The sequence below is a fragment of the Neisseria sp. WLZKY-1 genome, assembly GCF_046546535.1.
Classification (GTDB): Bacteria; Pseudomonadota; Gammaproteobacteria; order Burkholderiales; family Neisseriaceae; genus Neisseria.
Window position 1 is genome coordinate 1 of the sequence record NZ_JBKGTW010000025.1, and the last position, 16,285, is coordinate 16,285.

18 protein-coding genes and 2 pseudogenes are annotated in these 16,285 nt (G+C 58.1%); 5 read left to right on the forward strand and 15 right to left on the reverse strand.

Going from position 1 to position 16,285, the window contains the following annotated elements:
* The 5 genes and pseudogenes from ACLD9W_RS07650 to ACLD9W_RS07670 all read right to left on the reverse strand — a co-directional run.
* Window positions 1-116 (reverse strand): annotated as a pseudogene (locus ACLD9W_RS07650) (IS5/IS1182 family transposase); the annotation flags it as partial.
* A 181-nt stretch (window positions 117-297) separates the two neighbouring features.
* Window positions 298-456 (reverse strand): hypothetical protein, encoded by a 159-nt coding sequence (locus ACLD9W_RS07655; RefSeq protein WP_410841468.1) that lies wholly within the window; start codon window positions 454-456, stop codon window positions 298-300.
* 34 nt (window positions 457-490) lie between these two features.
* The gene (locus tag ACLD9W_RS07660; protein WP_410841469.1) at window positions 491-2,581 is read right to left on the reverse strand and encodes a peptidase domain-containing ABC transporter; all 2,091 of its coding nucleotides are present in this window, start codon (window positions 2,579-2,581) and stop codon (window positions 491-493) included.
* 113 nt (window positions 2,582-2,694) lie between these two features.
* Window positions 2,695-3,039 carry a hypothetical protein gene (locus tag ACLD9W_RS07665; protein ID WP_410841470.1) on the reverse strand — a complete coding sequence of 115 codons (345 nt, stop codon included), beginning with the start codon at window positions 3,037-3,039 and terminating at the stop codon, window positions 2,695-2,697.
* A gap of 6 nt (window positions 3,040-3,045) precedes the next feature.
* On the reverse strand, window positions 3,046-3,327 hold the full coding sequence (locus tag ACLD9W_RS07670) for a hypothetical protein (RefSeq protein WP_410841471.1): 282 nt from the start codon (window positions 3,325-3,327) through the stop codon (window positions 3,046-3,048).
* A gap of 221 nt (window positions 3,328-3,548) precedes the next feature.
* Between ACLD9W_RS07670 and ACLD9W_RS07675 the strand changes: the two genes are divergently transcribed.
* Window positions 3,549-3,767 (forward strand): helix-turn-helix domain-containing protein, encoded by a 219-nt coding sequence (locus ACLD9W_RS07675; RefSeq protein WP_410841472.1) that lies wholly within the window; start codon window positions 3,549-3,551, stop codon window positions 3,765-3,767.
* 281 nt (window positions 3,768-4,048) lie between these two features.
* Here ACLD9W_RS07675 and ACLD9W_RS07680 read toward each other — a convergent pair whose 3' ends face one another.
* A complete protein-coding gene (locus ACLD9W_RS07680) occupies window positions 4,049-4,852 on the reverse strand; it encodes an RNA methyltransferase (protein WP_410841473.1) in 804 nt (267 codons plus the stop codon).
* 265 nt (window positions 4,853-5,117) lie between these two features.
* Between ACLD9W_RS07680 and ACLD9W_RS07685 the strand changes: the two genes are divergently transcribed.
* Window positions 5,118-5,915 carry an inositol monophosphatase family protein gene (locus tag ACLD9W_RS07685; protein WP_410841474.1) on the forward strand — a complete coding sequence of 266 codons (798 nt, stop codon included), beginning with the start codon at window positions 5,118-5,120 and terminating at the stop codon, window positions 5,913-5,915.
* An 81-nt stretch (window positions 5,916-5,996) separates the two neighbouring features.
* Here the strand turns inward: ACLD9W_RS07685 and ACLD9W_RS07690 are convergent.
* The 8 genes and pseudogenes from ACLD9W_RS07690 to ACLD9W_RS07725 form a co-directional block, all read right to left on the reverse strand.
* A pseudogene (locus ACLD9W_RS07690) lies at window positions 5,997-6,485 on the reverse strand (thiazole synthase); the annotation flags it as partial.
* Between the two features lie 23 nt (window positions 6,486-6,508).
* Window positions 6,509-7,087 carry a flavin reductase family protein gene (locus ACLD9W_RS07695; protein WP_410841475.1) on the reverse strand — a complete coding sequence of 193 codons (579 nt, stop codon included), beginning with the start codon at window positions 7,085-7,087 and terminating at the stop codon, window positions 6,509-6,511.
* Window positions 7,088-7,177: 90 nt separating this feature from the next.
* Window positions 7,178-7,612 (reverse strand): DUF6636 domain-containing protein, encoded by a 435-nt coding sequence (locus ACLD9W_RS07700; RefSeq protein WP_410841476.1) that lies wholly within the window; start codon window positions 7,610-7,612, stop codon window positions 7,178-7,180.
* Window positions 7,613-7,744: 132 nt separating this feature from the next.
* Window positions 7,745-8,380, reverse strand: coding sequence for a nuclease-related domain-containing protein (locus ACLD9W_RS07705; RefSeq protein ID WP_410841477.1), 636 nt, complete (start codon window positions 8,378-8,380; stop codon window positions 7,745-7,747).
* Window positions 8,381-8,497: 117 nt separating this feature from the next.
* Window positions 8,498-9,235, reverse strand: coding sequence for a toxin-antitoxin system YwqK family antitoxin (locus tag ACLD9W_RS07710; RefSeq protein WP_410841478.1), 738 nt, complete (start codon window positions 9,233-9,235; stop codon window positions 8,498-8,500).
* Window positions 9,236-9,238: 3 nt separating this feature from the next.
* Window positions 9,239-10,582 carry an aldehyde dehydrogenase family protein gene (locus tag ACLD9W_RS07715; RefSeq protein WP_410841479.1) on the reverse strand — a complete coding sequence of 448 codons (1,344 nt, stop codon included), beginning with the start codon at window positions 10,580-10,582 and terminating at the stop codon, window positions 9,239-9,241.
* A gap of 87 nt (window positions 10,583-10,669) precedes the next feature.
* Window positions 10,670-11,254, reverse strand: a complete 585-nt coding sequence (locus ACLD9W_RS07720) for an XAC2610-related protein (RefSeq protein ID WP_410841480.1) — start codon at window positions 11,252-11,254, stop codon at window positions 10,670-10,672.
* A 104-nt stretch (window positions 11,255-11,358) separates the two neighbouring features.
* Window positions 11,359-12,042, reverse strand: a complete 684-nt coding sequence (locus ACLD9W_RS07725; protein ID WP_410841481.1) for an XAC2610-related protein — start codon at window positions 12,040-12,042, stop codon at window positions 11,359-11,361.
* A gap of 77 nt (window positions 12,043-12,119) precedes the next feature.
* On the opposite strand from ACLD9W_RS07725, the gene cysT reads away from it, so the two are divergent.
* From cysT to ACLD9W_RS07740, 3 genes are read left to right on the forward strand one after another with little or no spacing between them, the layout of a single operon-like run.
* Window positions 12,120-12,947 carry a sulfate ABC transporter permease subunit CysT gene (gene cysT / locus ACLD9W_RS07730; RefSeq protein ID WP_410841482.1) on the forward strand — a complete coding sequence of 276 codons (828 nt, stop codon included), beginning with the start codon at window positions 12,120-12,122 and terminating at the stop codon, window positions 12,945-12,947.
* The gene (gene cysW, locus ACLD9W_RS07735) at window positions 12,944-13,795 is read left to right on the forward strand and encodes a sulfate ABC transporter permease subunit CysW (RefSeq protein WP_410841483.1); all 852 of its coding nucleotides are present in this window, start codon (window positions 12,944-12,946) and stop codon (window positions 13,793-13,795) included. Before cysT ends, cysW begins: the two co-directional genes overlap by 4 nt.
* Window positions 13,792-14,862: a sulfate/molybdate ABC transporter ATP-binding protein gene (locus ACLD9W_RS07740; RefSeq protein WP_410841484.1), complete on the forward strand. Its 1,071-nt coding sequence runs from the start codon at window positions 13,792-13,794 to the stop codon at window positions 14,860-14,862. The genes cysW and ACLD9W_RS07740 overlap by 4 nt, the downstream gene beginning before the upstream one ends.
* 356 nt (window positions 14,863-15,218) lie before the next feature.
* Here the strand turns inward: ACLD9W_RS07740 and ACLD9W_RS07745 are convergent, their stop codons facing one another.
* A complete protein-coding gene (locus tag ACLD9W_RS07745; protein WP_410841485.1) occupies window positions 15,219-16,193 on the reverse strand; it encodes a hypothetical protein in 975 nt (324 codons plus the stop codon).
* Between the last annotated feature and the right edge of the window lie 92 nt (window positions 16,194-16,285).

A 16,285-nucleotide genomic window follows, 5' to 3' on the forward strand; every position in this document is an offset into this window, starting at 1 on the left:
GGCCTGCCCGACTTGACCTTCCGGCTTTCTGCTTCTGTGGTGACTTGCAGCATTTCATGAAAAAGGACGGGCGTTACACCTGTGAGCCGTTTGAATTCCCTGTTGCTTCTTTGGATTAGGTTTTAGTATTTCATTTGGAAATTGTAAATCTTCAGGATACTTTCGCAAGAGGTCTATTGTTGTTCTGCGCTTTGGTTTGAATGTAGCCGTTTAAACAGATAGCTTGTTTGATAAAAAACGCTTTACTCTCTCCTCTTTTCTGCTTAACCAGTTCAGACAATATGCCGTATTCGTCATTCAGATAATAGGGTTGCCCTGATAAACAAACTCGGCTTGTTCAAATGAAATTTGGATGGTGCCGTTCATGTTCGCGGCATGGTTTGATACATTCGCCAGACCGTTTGCATGGCTGCATGCGGTCAATAGCAATAAAAAGGCAAGAATGGGAGATTTCATGGTTTTTCTCTTTCAAAACATTAGAAATTGGTTTTCAGGCTACCCCCAATAATACCACCCTGTCCGCCATCGCCAACGTTTCCTGCCGGTGCGCCACCATGATTTTTGTGATGTCCAGCCGCCGCAGATTATCGTTGATGATCCGCTCGTTATCCGCATCCAAATGGCTGCTGGCCTCGTCTAGAAACAAAATGCGCGGCTCTCGGTAGAGTGCGCGCGCCAAGATAATGCGCTGCTTCTGCCCGCCGCTTAATGCGCTGCCCATGTCGCCGATCAGTGTTTCATACGCCATCGGCATCGCCGCGATTTCGTCGTGGATGTTTGCCATTTTGGCGCAATGTTCGATTTTCGCCGCATCGGGCGCTTCGTCAAAAAAGCAGATGTTTTCCGTAATCGAGCCTGCAAACAGCACATCGTCCTGCATCACCGTTGCGCTGAATTGGCGTACAAAGGCAGGCGGCAGTGCGTGAATATCATGCCTGCCCAGCAGTACCCTTCCGCTTTCGGGTTTCAGGCTGCCTGTCAGAATCTGAATCAGCGTGGACTTGCCGCAGCCCGAATGCCCCGCAAACGCCACCGTTTCGCCCTGCCGAATCTGCAAATTCACATCACGTAGTACAAACGGCTCATTCTCCGCATAGCGGAACGATACGTTTTCAATCACAAAATCAAAATCCTGCACCTTTTCAGGCTGCATCACGCCCACCGCGCCCTGTTCTGTTTCTTCCAGCACAATATCCGCCAGCCGCTCCGCATGCAGCCCCAACATTTTGATTTGTACAAACTGGTCGATGAGCGAGCCGATTTTGCCTTCAAACTGGCTTTTATACGACATAAACGCCATCAGTACGCCTACGGTAAACGCACCGTCCAACACCGAAACCGCACCCCAATACACAATCAAAATATTTGCCACGCCAAATAAAAAGCTGTTGGCAAAGCCAAACAGCGCGGACAGTTTCTGCGAAGTCAAACCCGTGTTCACCGTGTCTACAAACAGATTCAGCCAAGTGCTGTGCCGCTGCGCGGTTTTGTCAAACAGCTTTACCGTTTGGATACCGCGCACCGTCTCCATAAAATAGCTGCTCTGCTTGGCGGCATGAACCAGATTCTCTTCCGTGGCACGGCGCAGCGGATAATACGCCGCCCAACGAATCAACACATAAATCAGCAGCGTAACCAGCACCACCGCCGACAACTGCGCGCTGTACAGCAGCATCAACACCAGCGTAAACACCGCCATCAGACTGTTTAACACCAGCACGAAAAACGTGGAAGTGAGCGTGCTTTGGATGCTGTCCACCTCGCCGAAACGCGACACCACATCGCCCAAATGCCGCTTGGCAAAATACGCCACAGGCAAATCCAGCAAACGGCGGAACACATTGGCTTTCCACTGGATATTGAGCGAAGTCGCCAAAAACATCCCCGCCCACGTCTGCACCTGCGACACCAACTGCTGCACCACCATCAGCAGTCCGAAGCCCAAAGCCAGCGTCAGCAGCAAATCGCGGCCTGCCGACACAATCGCATGGTCGATCACCCACTGCATAAAAAACGGACTTGCCAGCGCAAACACCTGCAACGCCGCCGCCAATAATAAAAGCTGAAACAACGAACGTTTCAGCCCCACTACCCCGCGCAGCATCGGCAGAATTCGGATTTTCTTCGCCTCGCGCTTTTCCTCAAACTGCGTGTTCGGCAGCAACTCCAGCGCAATCCCCGTAAACCGCCGCGATACTTCGTCCATGCGGATTTTCTGCAAGCCCGAAGCAGGGTTCATAATCGTAATACCGCCATGAGACACCGACTGCAACACTACAAAATGGTTCAAATCCCAATGCAGGATACAAGGCAGGCGCAGATTTGCCAGCTCGTCCAATTCCAAACGCAGCGGGCGCGGCGTAAGGTTCAGCACATGGGCATAGCGCACCAAATCCGCCAGCGTCGCCCCTTTGAGCGACAACGAAAAACGCGCCCGCAAGTGGCGCAAATCTGTATGGAAACCGTGAAACCCCAACACCGAAGCCAAACACGCTAAACCGCATTCCGCCGCTTCGGTTTGCAGCACCACGGGCAGCCTGCGCGAGAAACCGAAAGAGAGGCGAGAGAGGTAGTTGGGCATTTTTGGAATCCTTGTGGATGGTTAGTGGAAATAGCAGGTAAAGGTTAGGCAGCCTGAAAGAACGGAACAGGTTTTTCAGGCTGCCTAGATAATTTAATAAAGTTACTTATATTTCAGATGTCTAAATCTGCAATAGCTTCTACACTCCTGTTAATAGCGGCTTCTACTGCAGCACCAAGAGTTGTTGCATAATTGCCTCCCAAGGCCGCTGCGGCAGCACCAGTTGCGGTATTAGATACTCTTGCAATTCCTACACCGACTGCTCCTGCTGCCATACCGCTAATCATACTGCCTGTAAAACCAGCAATTGTTGATTCTTGCTTTTTAATAATATTTCCCCACAAGTAAGCCCCACTATTGGCCAAACCGCTTAATGCTACCAGCTGTGCATTAACTGATCCCATAGAGAAACTTATACCACCACAAACTTCATTTAATTCGCAATAAGTCAATTTCACGCATTTTCAATTCCTTTTAAATAAAGATTTAAAATTCCGAAGAATGTGAAATTCCATACCAAAAAATTTCATAATCAATGGATATAAAATTAAAAAGTGAACCCATAAACTGATACTGTCAAAAATGCTGTAATTTTCAGGTTCTACATGAGGTTTAATTACATACTCTGAAACAATGATTGACTCTAGATAAATAAGATTTGCAACAACTATTGCAATAGCCATTATATTTGGGTATGTGCTTGTATGTTTTCTCATTTCCTTAAGTAAATCATTTATCTTACCCATAAATCTTCCTTAAAACAATCTATACTTATGTCTTATAGCTTACCATAAGCCCAAATTGCTCCCAAGCAGCTTTATGTTTAAGACGTTTGTAAAGTAAATCAATCCATACGGCGAAAACAGGGCGCAATCCGACAATTTTCGCTGTGATTTCTGTCATAACCCGCCGGTTTCCATTAAAAAACGAAGGAAAAGACCATGCTTGATTTTAAAAAGTCCGCGCGTTGCGGCGCGAACAAGACTTAACGCAAGAGTATATTGCCGCGCTAATGGAGATTTCCCCCACCTCCTATGCGCGTATCGAGCGGGGAGAAATCCAGCCTAAAATTGAAAAGCTGCAACAGCTTGCCCAAATCCTAAAAGTGGATGTGAATGAATTGCTGGAACATGAAGATAAAAGTGTGCTGCTTTCTGTGAACGGCAGCAGCGATTTCTCCAACTAGCCGCACCAGGCGGGCTGGAATTTCTACTACAACCACAACAACTACTACGGCAACGATGCGCTTGCTGCTGAAATTGATAAACTGAAGCAGGAATTACAGCATGAAAAAGAAAAAATTTCGCTGCTGCAAAAAGAAAATGCGTTTTTAAAAGAACTACTGCAAGATAAAAAAGTATGAGCTGTACCGGATAGAATCTAAGTTTCACACCACTGACAAACGGCAGAGGCCGTCTGAAAAGCCCGATAGGTTTTCAGACGGCCTCTGCCTTATCTACCTCTGCGTTATTTTCCGTCGATCCGTTTTCTGACGGTGTTGAAGAAGCCGCGCAAAAGATCGATGTCTTCGGTTTCGGGCTTGGCGCGGGCGAAGAGGTTGTGCAGGCGGCGGATAATGCGTTCGCCGTTGCGGCGGTTGAAGAAGCCGATGCCGTCCATCAGTTCGGCCATGTGGGCGCTCATGCCGGTGATTTGTTCGTGGGTGGCGGGGTGTTTGGGCGGGACGAGGTGGGAGAGGTCGGCGTCGGTTTGGCTGTAGATTTCGTAGGAGACGACCTGCACGGCCTGAGCGAGGTTGAGGGAGAAGTAGGCGGGGTTGCCGGCGATGGTCATCAGGCGGTTGCAGCTTTGCACTTCTTCGATGCTCAGGCCGAAGGTTTCGTTGCCGAAGACGAGGGCGGTTTGTTGTCCGGCGCGGGCGCTTTGCAGGATTTCGGGGGTGAGCTGGCGCGGGGTTTGCAGCGGGGCGGTGAGCTCGCGTTTGCGGCTGGTGAGGGCGCAGCTGACAACGGTGTCGGCAAGGGCTTCGTCCAGCGTGGCGGCGATGCGGGCGGCGTCGAGGACGTCGGCGGCGCCGGAGGCGAGGATGCGGCTTTCTTCGGGCAGAACGAAATCCTGCGGCTTTTGCGGGTTGAAAACGGGCGGCTCGGGGGTCATGGGCGTGGCCATGAGATTGGGGGCGACGAGGACGAGGCGGGTCAGCCCCATGGTTTTCATGGCGCGGGCGGCAGAGCCGATGTTGGCGGGGTGGCTGGTGCGGGTGAGGACGACGCTGATGTTGTCGAGACAGGCGGGGGCGGCGGGGGTCATGGTGGCTGGTGTCCGTGGGATGGGCTTTCAGACGGCCTTCTTGGTTTGCCCGAGGCCGTCTGAAAGCAAAAACAGGCGCTTGCCCGGCATGGGAAACGCAAAGCGCCGTAGCTAGTCGTGCCTGTATTGCGTATAATCCGCCGCTTTTTCGCGGCTGCGGAAAAAGGCGCGCATTTTCACACAAAACCGCCGCCGCCCGCAAAGATACGTTCTTTCACAATTTGCCGTTTTCAGACGGCCTTTTCCCCTCCACCGAAGGAAAGCTATGAACCCCGTCCTCAACACCGCCTTCAAAGCCGCCCGCAAAGCGGGCGATATGATGATACGCGCCTCCAAAGACCTCGGTCGCGTCAAAGCCGAGAGCAAAGCCTTCAACGACTTCGTCTCTGACATCGACAAAACCGCCGAAAGCATCATCGTCGAAACCCTGCTCGAAGCCTATCCCCAACACAAAATCACCGCCGAAGAAGGCGGCAGCCTCGGTAACCCCAAAGCCGAATACGAATGGATCATCGACCCGCTCGACGGCACGACCAACTATCTGCACGGCCACCCGCAATACGCCGTTTCCATGGCGCTGCTGCACAAAGGCCAGATACAGGAAGCCTTGGTTTACGCGCCCGAGCGCAACGACCTCTACATGGCCTCGCGCGGCAAAGGCGCGCTGCTCAACGACCGCCGCATCCGCGTTGCCAACCGCATCGAGCTCAACCAATGCCTGATCGGCACGGGCTTTCCCGTTGTCGACCAAAGCATCGCCGACACCTATCTCGCCATCCTGAAAGACGTCATGGCCAAAACCGCAGGCGCGCGCCGCGAAGGCGCGGCCTCGCTGGATTTGTGCTCGCTGGCCGCCGGACGCTTCGACGCCTTCTTCGAATTCAACCTCAAACCGTGGGACATCGCCGCCGGTGCGCTGATCGCCAAAGAAGCGGGCGCCATCGTCACCGACACCGACGGCGAACAAAACTGGCTCGAAAGCGGCAACATCGTCGCGGGCAACCCGAAAGTGCTGGCGCAGCTCTTGCAGATTATCGGCAGCCACACACAAAAGGCCGTCTGAACGGCATCGAAGCAGGCAGACAAAAGGCCGTCTGAAAGCAGGGAAACCTGTTTTCAGACGGCCTTTTTGTTCAGACGGCCTCTAATCCTCCGCAGAATGCCAAAACGGCCGCCCCACCGTCGGCGTACTCGCCTGCGCCATGTTCACGGGGTCGCCCGCGCACGAAACCGCCGTGTTGAGCAGCACGCCGTCGTAGCCCCATTCCATCACCTGCGCCGCCTGCGAGGGCAAACCCAAACCTGCATCGACAATCAGCGGCGTGTCGGGCAGGCGTTTGCGCAACACATGCACCGCGCCCAAGCCCGTGCCGATGGGCGCCGCCCACGGCATCAGCGCTTCGCAGCCGGCATCGAGCAGGCGGCGGCAGGCGATGAGGTCTTCCGTGCAGTAGGGCAGCACCTTGAAGCCGTCTGAAATCAAAATCTTCGCCGCTTCGACCAGTTGGAACACATCGGGTTGGAGCGTGTCGCCGTCGCTAATCAGCTTCAATTTAATCCAATCGGTTTCAAACACTTCGCGCGCCATCTGCACGGTGGTTACGGCTTCCTGCACGCTTTGGCAGCCTGTTGAACAAAACATTCATTCAGACGGCCTTACTCTTTGCCGTAGCCCGCTACGGTCAGCGGCGCGCCGATGGTGTAGAAATGGCCGCCCGCCACATAATGCAGCGTGCGCCATTCGTCGCCTGCAGTTTCAAAGTGCCAATGGCCGTCGAACACGGTATCGTCCGCCCATGCCGCAAGCACTTCTCCGACAAACAAGTCATGCTCCTGTTGCATGGTTTCGTTGGGCATGACGCGGCACAACAGCCAGCCCGCGCAGCCTTCGATCAGGGGCACGGGGCAGCCTTCGGGCTTGAATGCTTTCGCACCGCTCTCTTCGATTTTGCGCGGATTGCCGCGCCCGCTGCTGCTGCCGAGTTTCAACACCGTTTCGGCCTGCCGCGCCACAGGGATTTGCAGCGCGAACAGGCCGTTTTGCTCGATGAGCGAACGCGTGAACGCGGCCTTGTCGAGCACCACGCTCACTTTGGGCTTGGGCATATAGTCGAGCGCGCACGCCCAAGCGGCGGCCATCGCGTTGGCGCGGCCGTCCGCTTCGGCCGACACCAGCACAGTCGCGCCGATGTTGAGCAGGCGGTAGCATTTTTCGAGGGGGACGGGTCGGATCATTTCGTTTTCCTTGGAACAATGGTTTCAGACGGCCTGTGTGTTTTGAGGCCGTTCCCGCCTACGCGGGAATGACGTTTCTGAAAGCGGGTTTTAAAACAGCTTCTGCTGCCCGCGGCTGATGTCGAAGCCGTGGCCGCTTCGGTTTTTGCACATCATGCCGCTCGGGCGGCTGGTGCACTGCCAGCCTTGGCCGCGTACGGTGTCGCCGTATTTGAGCACGCGGCTGTTTGCCAGCGCGACGGTATCGCCGTGGCAATAGACTTCGGCGCGGCCTTTGGCACCGATGCTGAAACCGTCGCCCCAGTCGAGGTCGCAGTCGTCGGGACGTTTTTGCGCGGGGCGGATGTTTTCGCGGTGGCCGCGGATTTCGCAGCTGACACCGGCGCTGACTTTGCCGCTATCGATGTCGCGGTAGTCGCCCATGCAGTGGATGTTGCCGCTGGGGCTGCGGAAGGCCGTGCCGGGTTCGGCTTGGGCGGCGCAGGAGATGGCGAGGGCGGCGAGGATAAGGATTTTGCGTTTCATGGTTTTCCTTTACGGGACGGGGTGGAAAAGGGCTTCGGAAACGGCATTCCCGCGTAGGCGGGTGACGTTTCCGAAGGCAGGGCTGCAACGAAGTTAAGACGGAAAGGGCGGTTTCAGACGGCCTTTGCCGTTTTAATGCCGATGCCGCTCGCGTAGGCGGACGGTGTGTTCGCGCAGTTTTTCCTTATCTGCCCGATATTCGTCGGACGACAATACGGCAACGGCGGCTTGGATTTGGCCTTCGTCCAGCAAGGCCGTCTGAAAACTTTCGATATATTCTGCCGCGCTTCGCAAACGGCAGACATTGGGCGGCATTTCGGTTTTGAATTCGCAGTCGCCGAGAAACACCGCCAGCGAATGGAATTTGCTGTCGGGCAGATTCAGCAGTGCGGCCAGCGCTTTGATATGGGCATAGTTTTGCCGCAGCGGATTTTGGAAATAATGCTTTTCTTTGTAAACAACCTGCGTCCAGCGAGCCTGTTTTTCGCTGCCGAAAATCCAGCCGGTGTAGTTTTTCGTTTCGACAACGAAGATGCCGTATTTTGAAATGTAGACATGGTCGATTTGGGTGGTGCCGTTGCGGGAAGGAATAATCAGGTCGTGAAATTCTGTGTATGTTTTGCCGTCTAATTCCCTGTCCAGGCGCGAATGTACGGCTGCTTCTCCCATTTTTCCTTTAAATGAAGGGCTGCGTAAAAAAACGCCCAGCAAGGATACGACTATTGCCACGGTCATGACCAAAACAAGCAGCCAAATCAGATTGTCCATAACGTTTCCTTTTTGTTTTATTCAAACGTTTGTACAGCGCGTGTTGCAGTGTGCTCTGTCCGAAATCTTTAAAAGGCCGTCTGAATTCTTCTTTTCAGACGGCCTTGCGTTCAAGTGTCAATAACGGTCGGTTTCCAAGCCGTTTTCGTCCCAGGAGGTGCGGGCGATGAGTTCGTCATCCTGATAGACGGATTCGGATTTTTTCGCGCCGTTTTCATACCATTCGAGCATGATGCCGCTGCGTTTTTTGTCGGCGAAATTCAGTTCGGCGGTGAGGCGGCCTTTGGCGTCCCACGACACCATTTCGACGGGTTCGTCGTCTTTCATCAGCACTTCGCTTTTCGGGCTGCCGTCGGGATACCACTGCCGCCATTTGCCGTTGGCTTTGTCGGCGTGGAATTCGATTTCGCTTTCTTTGCGGCCGTTTTGGTAGTAGCGGGCGCCGACGCCTTCGGTTTTGCCGTTTTTGTAGGGCATGACGGCGGATTTGTTGCCGTTGTTGTACCAGTTGGTCCACACGCCGTCGGGTTTGCTGTTGTGGTAGGAGGCGTCCATTTTTTTGCGGCCGTTGAAGTGCCAGAGGGTGAGCGTGCCGCTGTCGAGTAGGGGGACGAACTGTTTGATTTGCGACAGTGGCGCTTGGTAGGGGTCGGAATATTTTTTGCGCGAGGGGTAGTAGAAATCCTGCACGCGGGCGTGTTTGCCCTGCACGGTGTATTCGCGCACGTAGGCGATGGCGGCGGTGTTTTCCGTGGGGCGTCCCTGCTGGTTGAAGTAGACGGTTTGCGGCGCCGCCCATGCGGGCGCGGCGGCGAGGAGGAGGGCGGCTGAGCTAAGGATGTTTTTCTTGTTCATGGTTTATTTCTGCCAGTAGGTTTTGACGTTGACAAATTCGTAGAGGCCGAACTCGGAGAGTTCGCGGCCGTAGCCGGAGGCTTTCACGCCGCCGAAGGGCAGGCGCAGGTCGCTGCTGGTATGGCGGTTGATGTAGACGGCGCCGGTTTGCAGTTGTCCGGCCAGGCGGCGGGCGGTGTTTTCGTCGGCGGTGTAGATGCTGGCGCCCAGGCCGTAGGGGCTGTCGTTGGCGAGGGCGACGGCGTGTTGCGCATCGCGGGCGCGGGCGACGGCAACGGCGGGGCCGAACACTTCTTCCTGCCACATGCGGCTGTGCGGCGGCACATGGTCGAGCACGGTGGCGGGGTAGAAAAAGCCGCTGCCTGCAATGATGTGTCCGCCGCATAAAAGTTTTGCGCCCTGCGCCACGGTGTCCTGCACTTGGGCGTGGACTTTTTCGCGCAAATCGCCTCTGTGCATGGGGGCGAGGGTGGTGGCGGGGTCGAGGGGGTCGCCGCTTTTGAGTTTGGCGCACTCGGCAAGGAACAGGCGCAAAAAGGGTTCGGCGATTTCTTCGGCAAGGATGATGCGTTTGGCGGCGTTGCACGACTGCCCCGCGTCGCGGAAACGCGAGTAGCAGGCGTCGCGGGCGGCCTGTGCCAAATCGGCGTCGGGCAAAACGATAAAGGCGTTGCTGCCGCCCAGTTCGAGCACGCTTTTTTTCAGACGGCCTGCGGCAATGGCGGCGAGGCGGCGGCCGGTGTCGGCCGAGCCGGTGAAGGCGAAGGCGTCGCAGGCGGCGATCGCGTGTTCTACATCGGCATGGCTGAGCCAGGCGGGCATCAGGGGGAGGCCGTCTGAAACCAAGTCGAACAGGGCGGCGCTGACGCGGGCGACGCTGGGGGCGGGTTTGACGGCGCAGGCGTTGCCGGCGCAGAGGGCGGGCACGGCAAAGCGCAGTATCTGCCAGACGGGGTAGTTCCACGGCATCACGGCAAAGACCACGCCCAGCGGCTCGAAGCGCACTTCGCTGACCGCGGCCTGCGTCGGCACGGCTTTGGCGGCGAGCAGCTCGGGGGCGGTGCGGGCGTAGTAGCGCACGAGTTCGACGGATTTGGCCAGTTCGGCTTCGCATTCGCGCAGGCAGCGGCCGACTTCTTCGCAAATCATGCGGGCGAGTCGGCCGCTTTCCGCTTCGAGCCTGCCGCCGAAGGCTTCGAGGGCGGCGGCGCGTTCGGTGGCGGAAAGGGCGGCGAAGGCGCGTTGGCGCGTTTTCAGCCCGGACAAGGCCGTCTGGAATGCTTGCGCGCTTTGCGCGGGACGCTCGTAAAGCGTTGCGCCGCTGAGGATGTGGGTGCTGCGGAACAATGGGGTCTCCGTTGTGCGGTGGTGTGTCCGGTGTTTTTTCAGACGGCCTTCCTTATCCGGCAACAGGCCGTCTGAAAGGCGGTTTGCTTATTTGCGGCGGGCTTTGCCGTGCCGGTGCGCTTTGGTGTCTTTCAGGCGCAGCATTTCCCAGCCGCCGTTTTTCCAGCAGTAGTCGTCCTGGCTGTAGTCCATGATGCTGCTTTTGTATTCGACGCGCACGCAGCCTTTGCGGATAACTTTGACATTGCCGTCGTAGGCGAAGCCTTTGCCGTCGGGAACGGGTTTAAACTGCCGGGTGGCGGGGTCGAACAGATACAGCTCGTCGGCAGTGTTGCCGTAGGCGCCGCTGATCGGCACGGCGATATCGGGATGGCCGTCGCCGTTGTAGTCGGTGCTAACATCGGCCAGCCTGCCGACTACGTCTGCCAGTTTGAGACCGCCGACGGAAGACGGGGCGACGCTTTCGGAGGTGATTTGCACTTTGCCGGTTTGTTTGTCGGTGATTTTCAGCCGGTAGCCGTTTTCAGGCAGGATTTGCGCTTCGATGGTAAAGGGAAAGCTGTCCGGCGTGGCGACGGCGTGGGTTTCGACAACAGTGTCGTCGGTAGGCGCGTCGGCGGCGAAAGCGGGAATCGCGGCGGCCAAAAGCAGGGCGGGGATGAGGCGTTTCATTGCTTGCTTCTTTCGGGAAGGGTGGAATGTTTGTTTAACTGTGGAAACTTGGTTTTCAGGCTGCCTTTACCGTTCGGCGGCAGGCAGCCTGAAAAACGATTGGCTTATTTGCGGCGGGCTTTGGCTGCTTTGTGCGCTTTGGCGTTGTTCGGACGCTGCAGTTGCCAGCCGCCGTTTTTCCAGCAGTAGTCGTCCTGCGTGTAGTCTCGGGCGCTGTTTTTGTAATCGACGCGCACGCAGCCTTTGCGGATGATTTCGGCGCTGCCGCTGCGGACGAAGTCTTTATCTTCGGGCACGGTTTTAAACTGCCGTGTGGCGGGGTCAAAGAGATACAGCTCGTCGGCGGGCAGGGTGTAGCCGCCGATTACGCGCACGGCAATGTCGGGGTGGCCGTCGCCGTTGTAGTCGCGTATGGTTGCCAGATCGTCGGCGTTGCCTTCGATAAAGCCGGAAAAGACGGTGAGGTCTTCGATGGTTTGCACCTTGCCGGTTTTTTTATCGGTGATTTTTACCTGATAGCTGTCTTCGGAAAGGATTTGGGTTTCAACGGCGAAGGGAAAGCCTTTGGGCGCGGGGACGGCGCGGGTTTTGGGTGCGTCGGCGGCGAAAGACGGAAGGACGGCGGCCAAGAGCAGGGCAGGGATGAGGTGTTTCATAGTGTCCTTTCGGGATGGGCTTTCAGACGGCCGTCTGAAAGCACGGCTGCGGTCAAACGGAAAAAACGCGATGATACGCGCTTTGTCCTTGGTCATGAAGCGCGGCGGAATATAACCTTTGCGTCTTAGCATACAACCAGCCGTTCCTTGGTTTTTCAGACGGCCTTCGATAGAGTGCGCGGCTGTTTTTGCCTGTCGGGAGCGCCTGTATGCGCCTGCTCAAATCTCCTTCCGTTTTGCCGGGCTTTTCCGTCAGTCTGGGCATTACCGTGCTGTGCCTGTCGCTGCTGGTGGTGCTGCCCTTTGCCATGATGGCGGCGGTGTCGGCGCAGACGGGCTGGCACGGCTGGTGGCAGACGGTGTCCGAACCGCGCGTGCTTGCGGCGGTGTGGCTGACGCTGAAAATGTCGTTTCTCGCCATGCTGGCCAATATCGTGTTCGGCACGCTGACGGCTTGGGTGCTGGTGCGTTACGACTTTCCCGGTAGGAAGCTGGCCGACGCGCTGGTCGATCTGCCCTTCGCGCTGCCGACGGCGGTTACCGGCATCGCGCTGGCGACGCTCTACGCGCCCAACGGCTGGTTGGGGCGGTTTTTCCCTTTCAAAATCGCTTTCACGCCGATCGGTATCTGGATTGCGCTGGTGTTCGTCAGCCTGCCGTTTATCGTCCGTGCCGTACAGCCCGTTTTGGAAGAATTGTCGGGCGAATACGAAGAGGCGGCGGCCACGCTGGGGGCAAATCGTCTCACGGTGTTCCGCCGCGTGCTGCTGCCGGAAATGATGCCCGCGCTGCTGACCGGGGCGGGCATGATGTTTGCGCGGGCAACGGGCGAATACGGCTCGGTGATTTTCATCGCCGGCAACATTCCCATGCAGTCGGAAATCCTGCCGCTGATTATCACCGGCCGTCTGGAACAGTATGACGTGCAGGGTGCGTCGGCCGTCGCCCTCTTTATGCTGCTGATTTCGTTTGCCATTCTGATGGCGTTGAACGCGGCGCAATGGGCGCTGGGACGCCGCGCGGGGGCAAAGGCATGAAAACCAATCCGAACATCACCGAGCCGCGCTTTCTGCGCCTGCTGCTGACCGCCGCCGTGCTGCTGTTTCTGCTGCTGATGCTGGTCGTCCCGCTGGCGGCGGTGTTCGCCGAAGCGCTCAAAGGCGGCTGGCGGCTCTATCTCGCCGCCCTCGCCGATGCCGAAGCGCGTTCCGCCGTCCGTCTGACCCTGCTGACGGCGGCCGTGGTCGTGCCCGTCAACGCCGTGCTCGGCATCGCAGCTGCCTGGCTGCTCACCCGCTTCGATTTTCGCGGCAAACAGTTTCTCACCACCCTGCTCGACCTGCCGTTTTCCGTATCGCCCGTCGTCGCCGGGCTGATGTTCGTCCTCCTTTTCGGCGCGCACACCGCCTTCGGCGGCTGGCTTGAAGCGCGCGGCATCCAAATCATCTTCGCCGTGCCCGGCATCGTGCTGGCCACCCTGTTCGTCACCTTCCCCTTCGTCGCCCGCGAACTGATCCCGCTGATGCAGGCGCAGGGCGACAGCGAAGAGCAGGCCGCGCTGATTCTCGGCGCGAACGCTTGGCAGATGTTTTGGCGCGTCACCCTGCCCAACATCAAATGGGCGCTGCTCTACGGCCTCATTCTCACCAACGCCCGCGCCATGGGCGAGTTCGGCGCGGTGAGCGTCGTCTCCGGCCACATACGCGGCGAAACCAACACCATCCCGCTTCTGGTCGAAATCCTCTACAACGAATACAACTTCACCGCCGCCTTCGCCCTCTCGAGCGTGCTCGCCCTGCTGGCCGTCGCCACCCTGGCCGTGCAAAACCTCGTCGGCAGAATACAGGCGCGCAAACTGGCGGCCGCAGAAAGGGACGCAGCATGAGCATCACCATCGAAAACCTCGACAAACACTTCGGCGCCTTCCACGCCCTGAAAAACATCTCCCTCACCGCGCCGACGGGCAAACTCACCTCCCTGCTCGGCCCCTCCGGCTGCGGCAAAACCACCCTTCTGCGCATCATCGCCGGACTCGAAAACGCCGACGGCGGCAAAATCCTCTTCGACGGCCAAGACGTCACCGCCAAACACGTGCGCGAACGCAAAGTCGGCTTCGTCTTCCAGCACTACGCCCTGTTCCGCCACATGAACGTCTTCGACAACGTCGCCTTCGGCCTCACCGTCAAACCCCGCGCCGAACGCCCGTCAAAAGAACAAATCCGCGCCAAAGTCGGAGAACTTTTAAGCCTCGTGCGCCTCGGCCACCTCGCCAAAGCCTATCCCCACCAACTCTCCGGCGGCCAACGCCAGCGCATCGCCCTCGCCCGCGCCCTCGCCGTCGAACCCAAACTCCTCCTGCTCGACGAACCCTTCGGCGCGCTCGATGCCAAAGTGCGCAAAGAACTGCGCACCTGGCTGCGCGACATCCACCACGAACTGGGCATCACCAGCATCCTCGTCACCCACGACCAGGAAGAAGCCCTCGAAGTGTCCGACCAAATCGTCGTCATGAACCACGGCCGCATCGAACAGAGCGGCAGCGCCGACGACATCTACCTGCGCCCCGCCAACGCCTTCGTCACCGGCTTTCTCGGCAACACCGAAGCCTTCGAAGGCCGCATCGAAAAAGGCGTGTGGCACTATGAAAACTATGCCTGGCCGCTCGACATGCAGCGCCGCTGGCAGGAGCAGACCGCCACCGCCTACATCCGTCCGCACGAATGGCAGATAGACGCAGGCCGCCCCATGCTTGCCGCCGCCCTCGCCCACATCCGCCACAGCGGCGCCCTCGTCCACCTTACCCTGCGCCTGGCCGACGGCCGCCAAATTCAGGCCGACCTCCCCGCCGCCGAAGCCGCCCGCCTGAACCTGCAACCCGGCCAAACCCTCCCCCTCGCCCCGCGCCAAATCTACGTCTTCGGCCAAAGCGAACTGATCGACTACGCCATCTGACAGGCTGCCCCAAGCAGCCGTGCAAGCGGACAAAGGCCGTCTGAAAGCGCAGCTTCAACGAAGTTAAAACCGAAAATCGGGCTTTCAGACGACCTTTGTACCGTCTGTCGGATGGAAAACCAAAAGGCCGTTCCCGCCTTCGCGGGAATGCCGTTTCTGAAACCGAACATCCCGCCGCGAACCCGACTCCCTCTCCTGCGCCCGCGCGGGGGAGGGCAGGGAGTGGCGTTTCGCAGAAACGCTTTTTGCCTGCTGCTGCAATCTGTCGGATATTTATGCGGCCGCCGTCCCTATGCCCGGCAAAAGGCCGTCTGAAACCCGTTTTGCGGTTTCAGACGGCCTTTTTCCTGCCGCGCTCAGCCCAGCCTGCCGTCGAAGGTTTTTTTCCGTTTCCAGAACGCGCGTCTGGCTTTGGCGGCGACGGTGAGGCTGCCGCCGTGTGCGCCGTCGGCGGTAAGCGTGAGGCTGTTCAGACGGCCACTTTGCAGGGCGGCGCGGGCGGGGGCGAAGAAGTCTTTTTCCCATGTTTGCAGCAGGCGGCAGTAGCTTTCGTAGTCGGCGGCTTCTTCCGCGCCTTCGAGGAAGATGAGGCCGTCTGAAACGGGCTGCGGCTGCTTCGATAACAGGTTTTCCCATTGCGCCCAATCGCGCGGGGCGGCGGCGGTGTTTTTGCCCAAAGCCCAGCTGTTGTCGGCGGCGATCAGGCCGTAGGCGGCGCTGCCGACGGAGTCGTTCCACAGCCAGACGCCATTGACGGGCACGGGGCGGCGGGCGTTGAGCGGGTGGGCGTGCAGCCACATTTGGATTTCGGTCTGCGCGGCCAGCCAGTCGAGCGGGGCGAGACGTTCGATGCGCTCCATAGCGTCGGCCTGCCCGTCGGCTTCCAAAACGGAGGGCACGTCGCGCCATGCGGGCACTTGCGGCAGGGTGAGCAGCCAGAGGTCGGAGAAACAGGGATGGAACTGCCAGCCTTGGTCGGCGAAAAACGCGCTCAGTCCCGCGCACCATTGGGCGGCCTCGTCCGCGCTGATGCCCAAGAGGCGGCCGGAGGCGAGGTGCGCCTGGTTCATGCCCATCTGCTGGCTGACGGGCGCGGCGGGGATGCAGGGCGTTTCGGGCGGCAGGCCGAGCCTGTCGGCGAGCAGGCGGCGCAGGCTGCCCCGCCACAGGCAGCGGGCGCGGAACGCGGCGGAGGATGCGGGATCGGGGGTGAAACGGCCGAAGCGCAGGAAGAAATCGAGGGCGCTCGTCGTCGGCAGCGGCAGGTTTTCAGACGGCCTGAGGAAAGAGGGGAGGGCGATGGTGGTGTTCATGGCGTGCGGGCGGCGCAAAAGGGGCGCATTTTACGCGCTTTTGCCACGGACGGCGTTTTGCAAAAAAACGTTTGTGGTACACTGTGCGCCCCACAAATCATTAAAAAACC

Excerpts from the sequence above, each read along its gene's own strand:
- ACLD9W_RS07655 (WP_410841468.1), bottom strand. The coding sequence starts at position 456 with ATGAAATCTCCCATTCTTGCCTTTTTATTGCTATTGACCGCATGCAGC.
- ACLD9W_RS07660 (WP_410841469.1), bottom strand. The coding sequence starts at position 2,581 with ATGCCCAACTACCTCTCTCGCCTCTCTTTCGGTTTCTCGCGCAGGCTG.
- ACLD9W_RS07670 (WP_410841471.1), bottom strand. The coding sequence starts at position 3,327 with ATGGGTAAGATAAATGATTTACTTAAGGAAATGAGAAAACATACAAGC.
- ACLD9W_RS07680 (WP_410841473.1), bottom strand. The coding sequence starts at position 4,852 with ATGACCCCCGCCGCCCCCGCCTGTCTCGACAACATCAGCGTCGTCCTC.
- ACLD9W_RS07685 (WP_410841474.1), top strand. The coding sequence starts at position 5,118 with ATGAACCCCGTCCTCAACACCGCCTTCAAAGCCGCCCGCAAAGCGGGC.
- ACLD9W_RS07695 (WP_410841475.1), bottom strand. The coding sequence starts at position 7,087 with ATGATCCGACCCGTCCCCCTCGAAAAATGCTACCGCCTGCTCAACATC.
- ACLD9W_RS07700 (WP_410841476.1), bottom strand. The coding sequence starts at position 7,612 with ATGAAACGCAAAATCCTTATCCTCGCCGCCCTCGCCATCTCCTGCGCC.
- ACLD9W_RS07705 (WP_410841477.1), bottom strand. The coding sequence starts at position 8,380 with ATGGACAATCTGATTTGGCTGCTTGTTTTGGTCATGACCGTGGCAATA.
- ACLD9W_RS07710 (WP_410841478.1), bottom strand. The coding sequence starts at position 9,235 with ATGAACAAGAAAAACATCCTTAGCTCAGCCGCCCTCCTCCTCGCCGCC.
- ACLD9W_RS07720 (WP_410841480.1), bottom strand. The coding sequence starts at position 11,254 with ATGAAACGCCTCATCCCCGCCCTGCTTTTGGCCGCCGCGATTCCCGCT.
- ACLD9W_RS07725 (WP_410841481.1), bottom strand. The coding sequence starts at position 12,042 with ATGCTAAGACGCAAAGGTTATATTCCGCCGCGCTTCATGACCAAGGAC.
- cysT (WP_410841482.1), top strand. The coding sequence starts at position 12,120 with ATGCGCCTGCTCAAATCTCCTTCCGTTTTGCCGGGCTTTTCCGTCAGT.
- cysW (WP_410841483.1), top strand. The coding sequence starts at position 12,944 with ATGAAAACCAATCCGAACATCACCGAGCCGCGCTTTCTGCGCCTGCTG.
- ACLD9W_RS07740 (WP_410841484.1), top strand. The coding sequence starts at position 13,792 with ATGAGCATCACCATCGAAAACCTCGACAAACACTTCGGCGCCTTCCAC.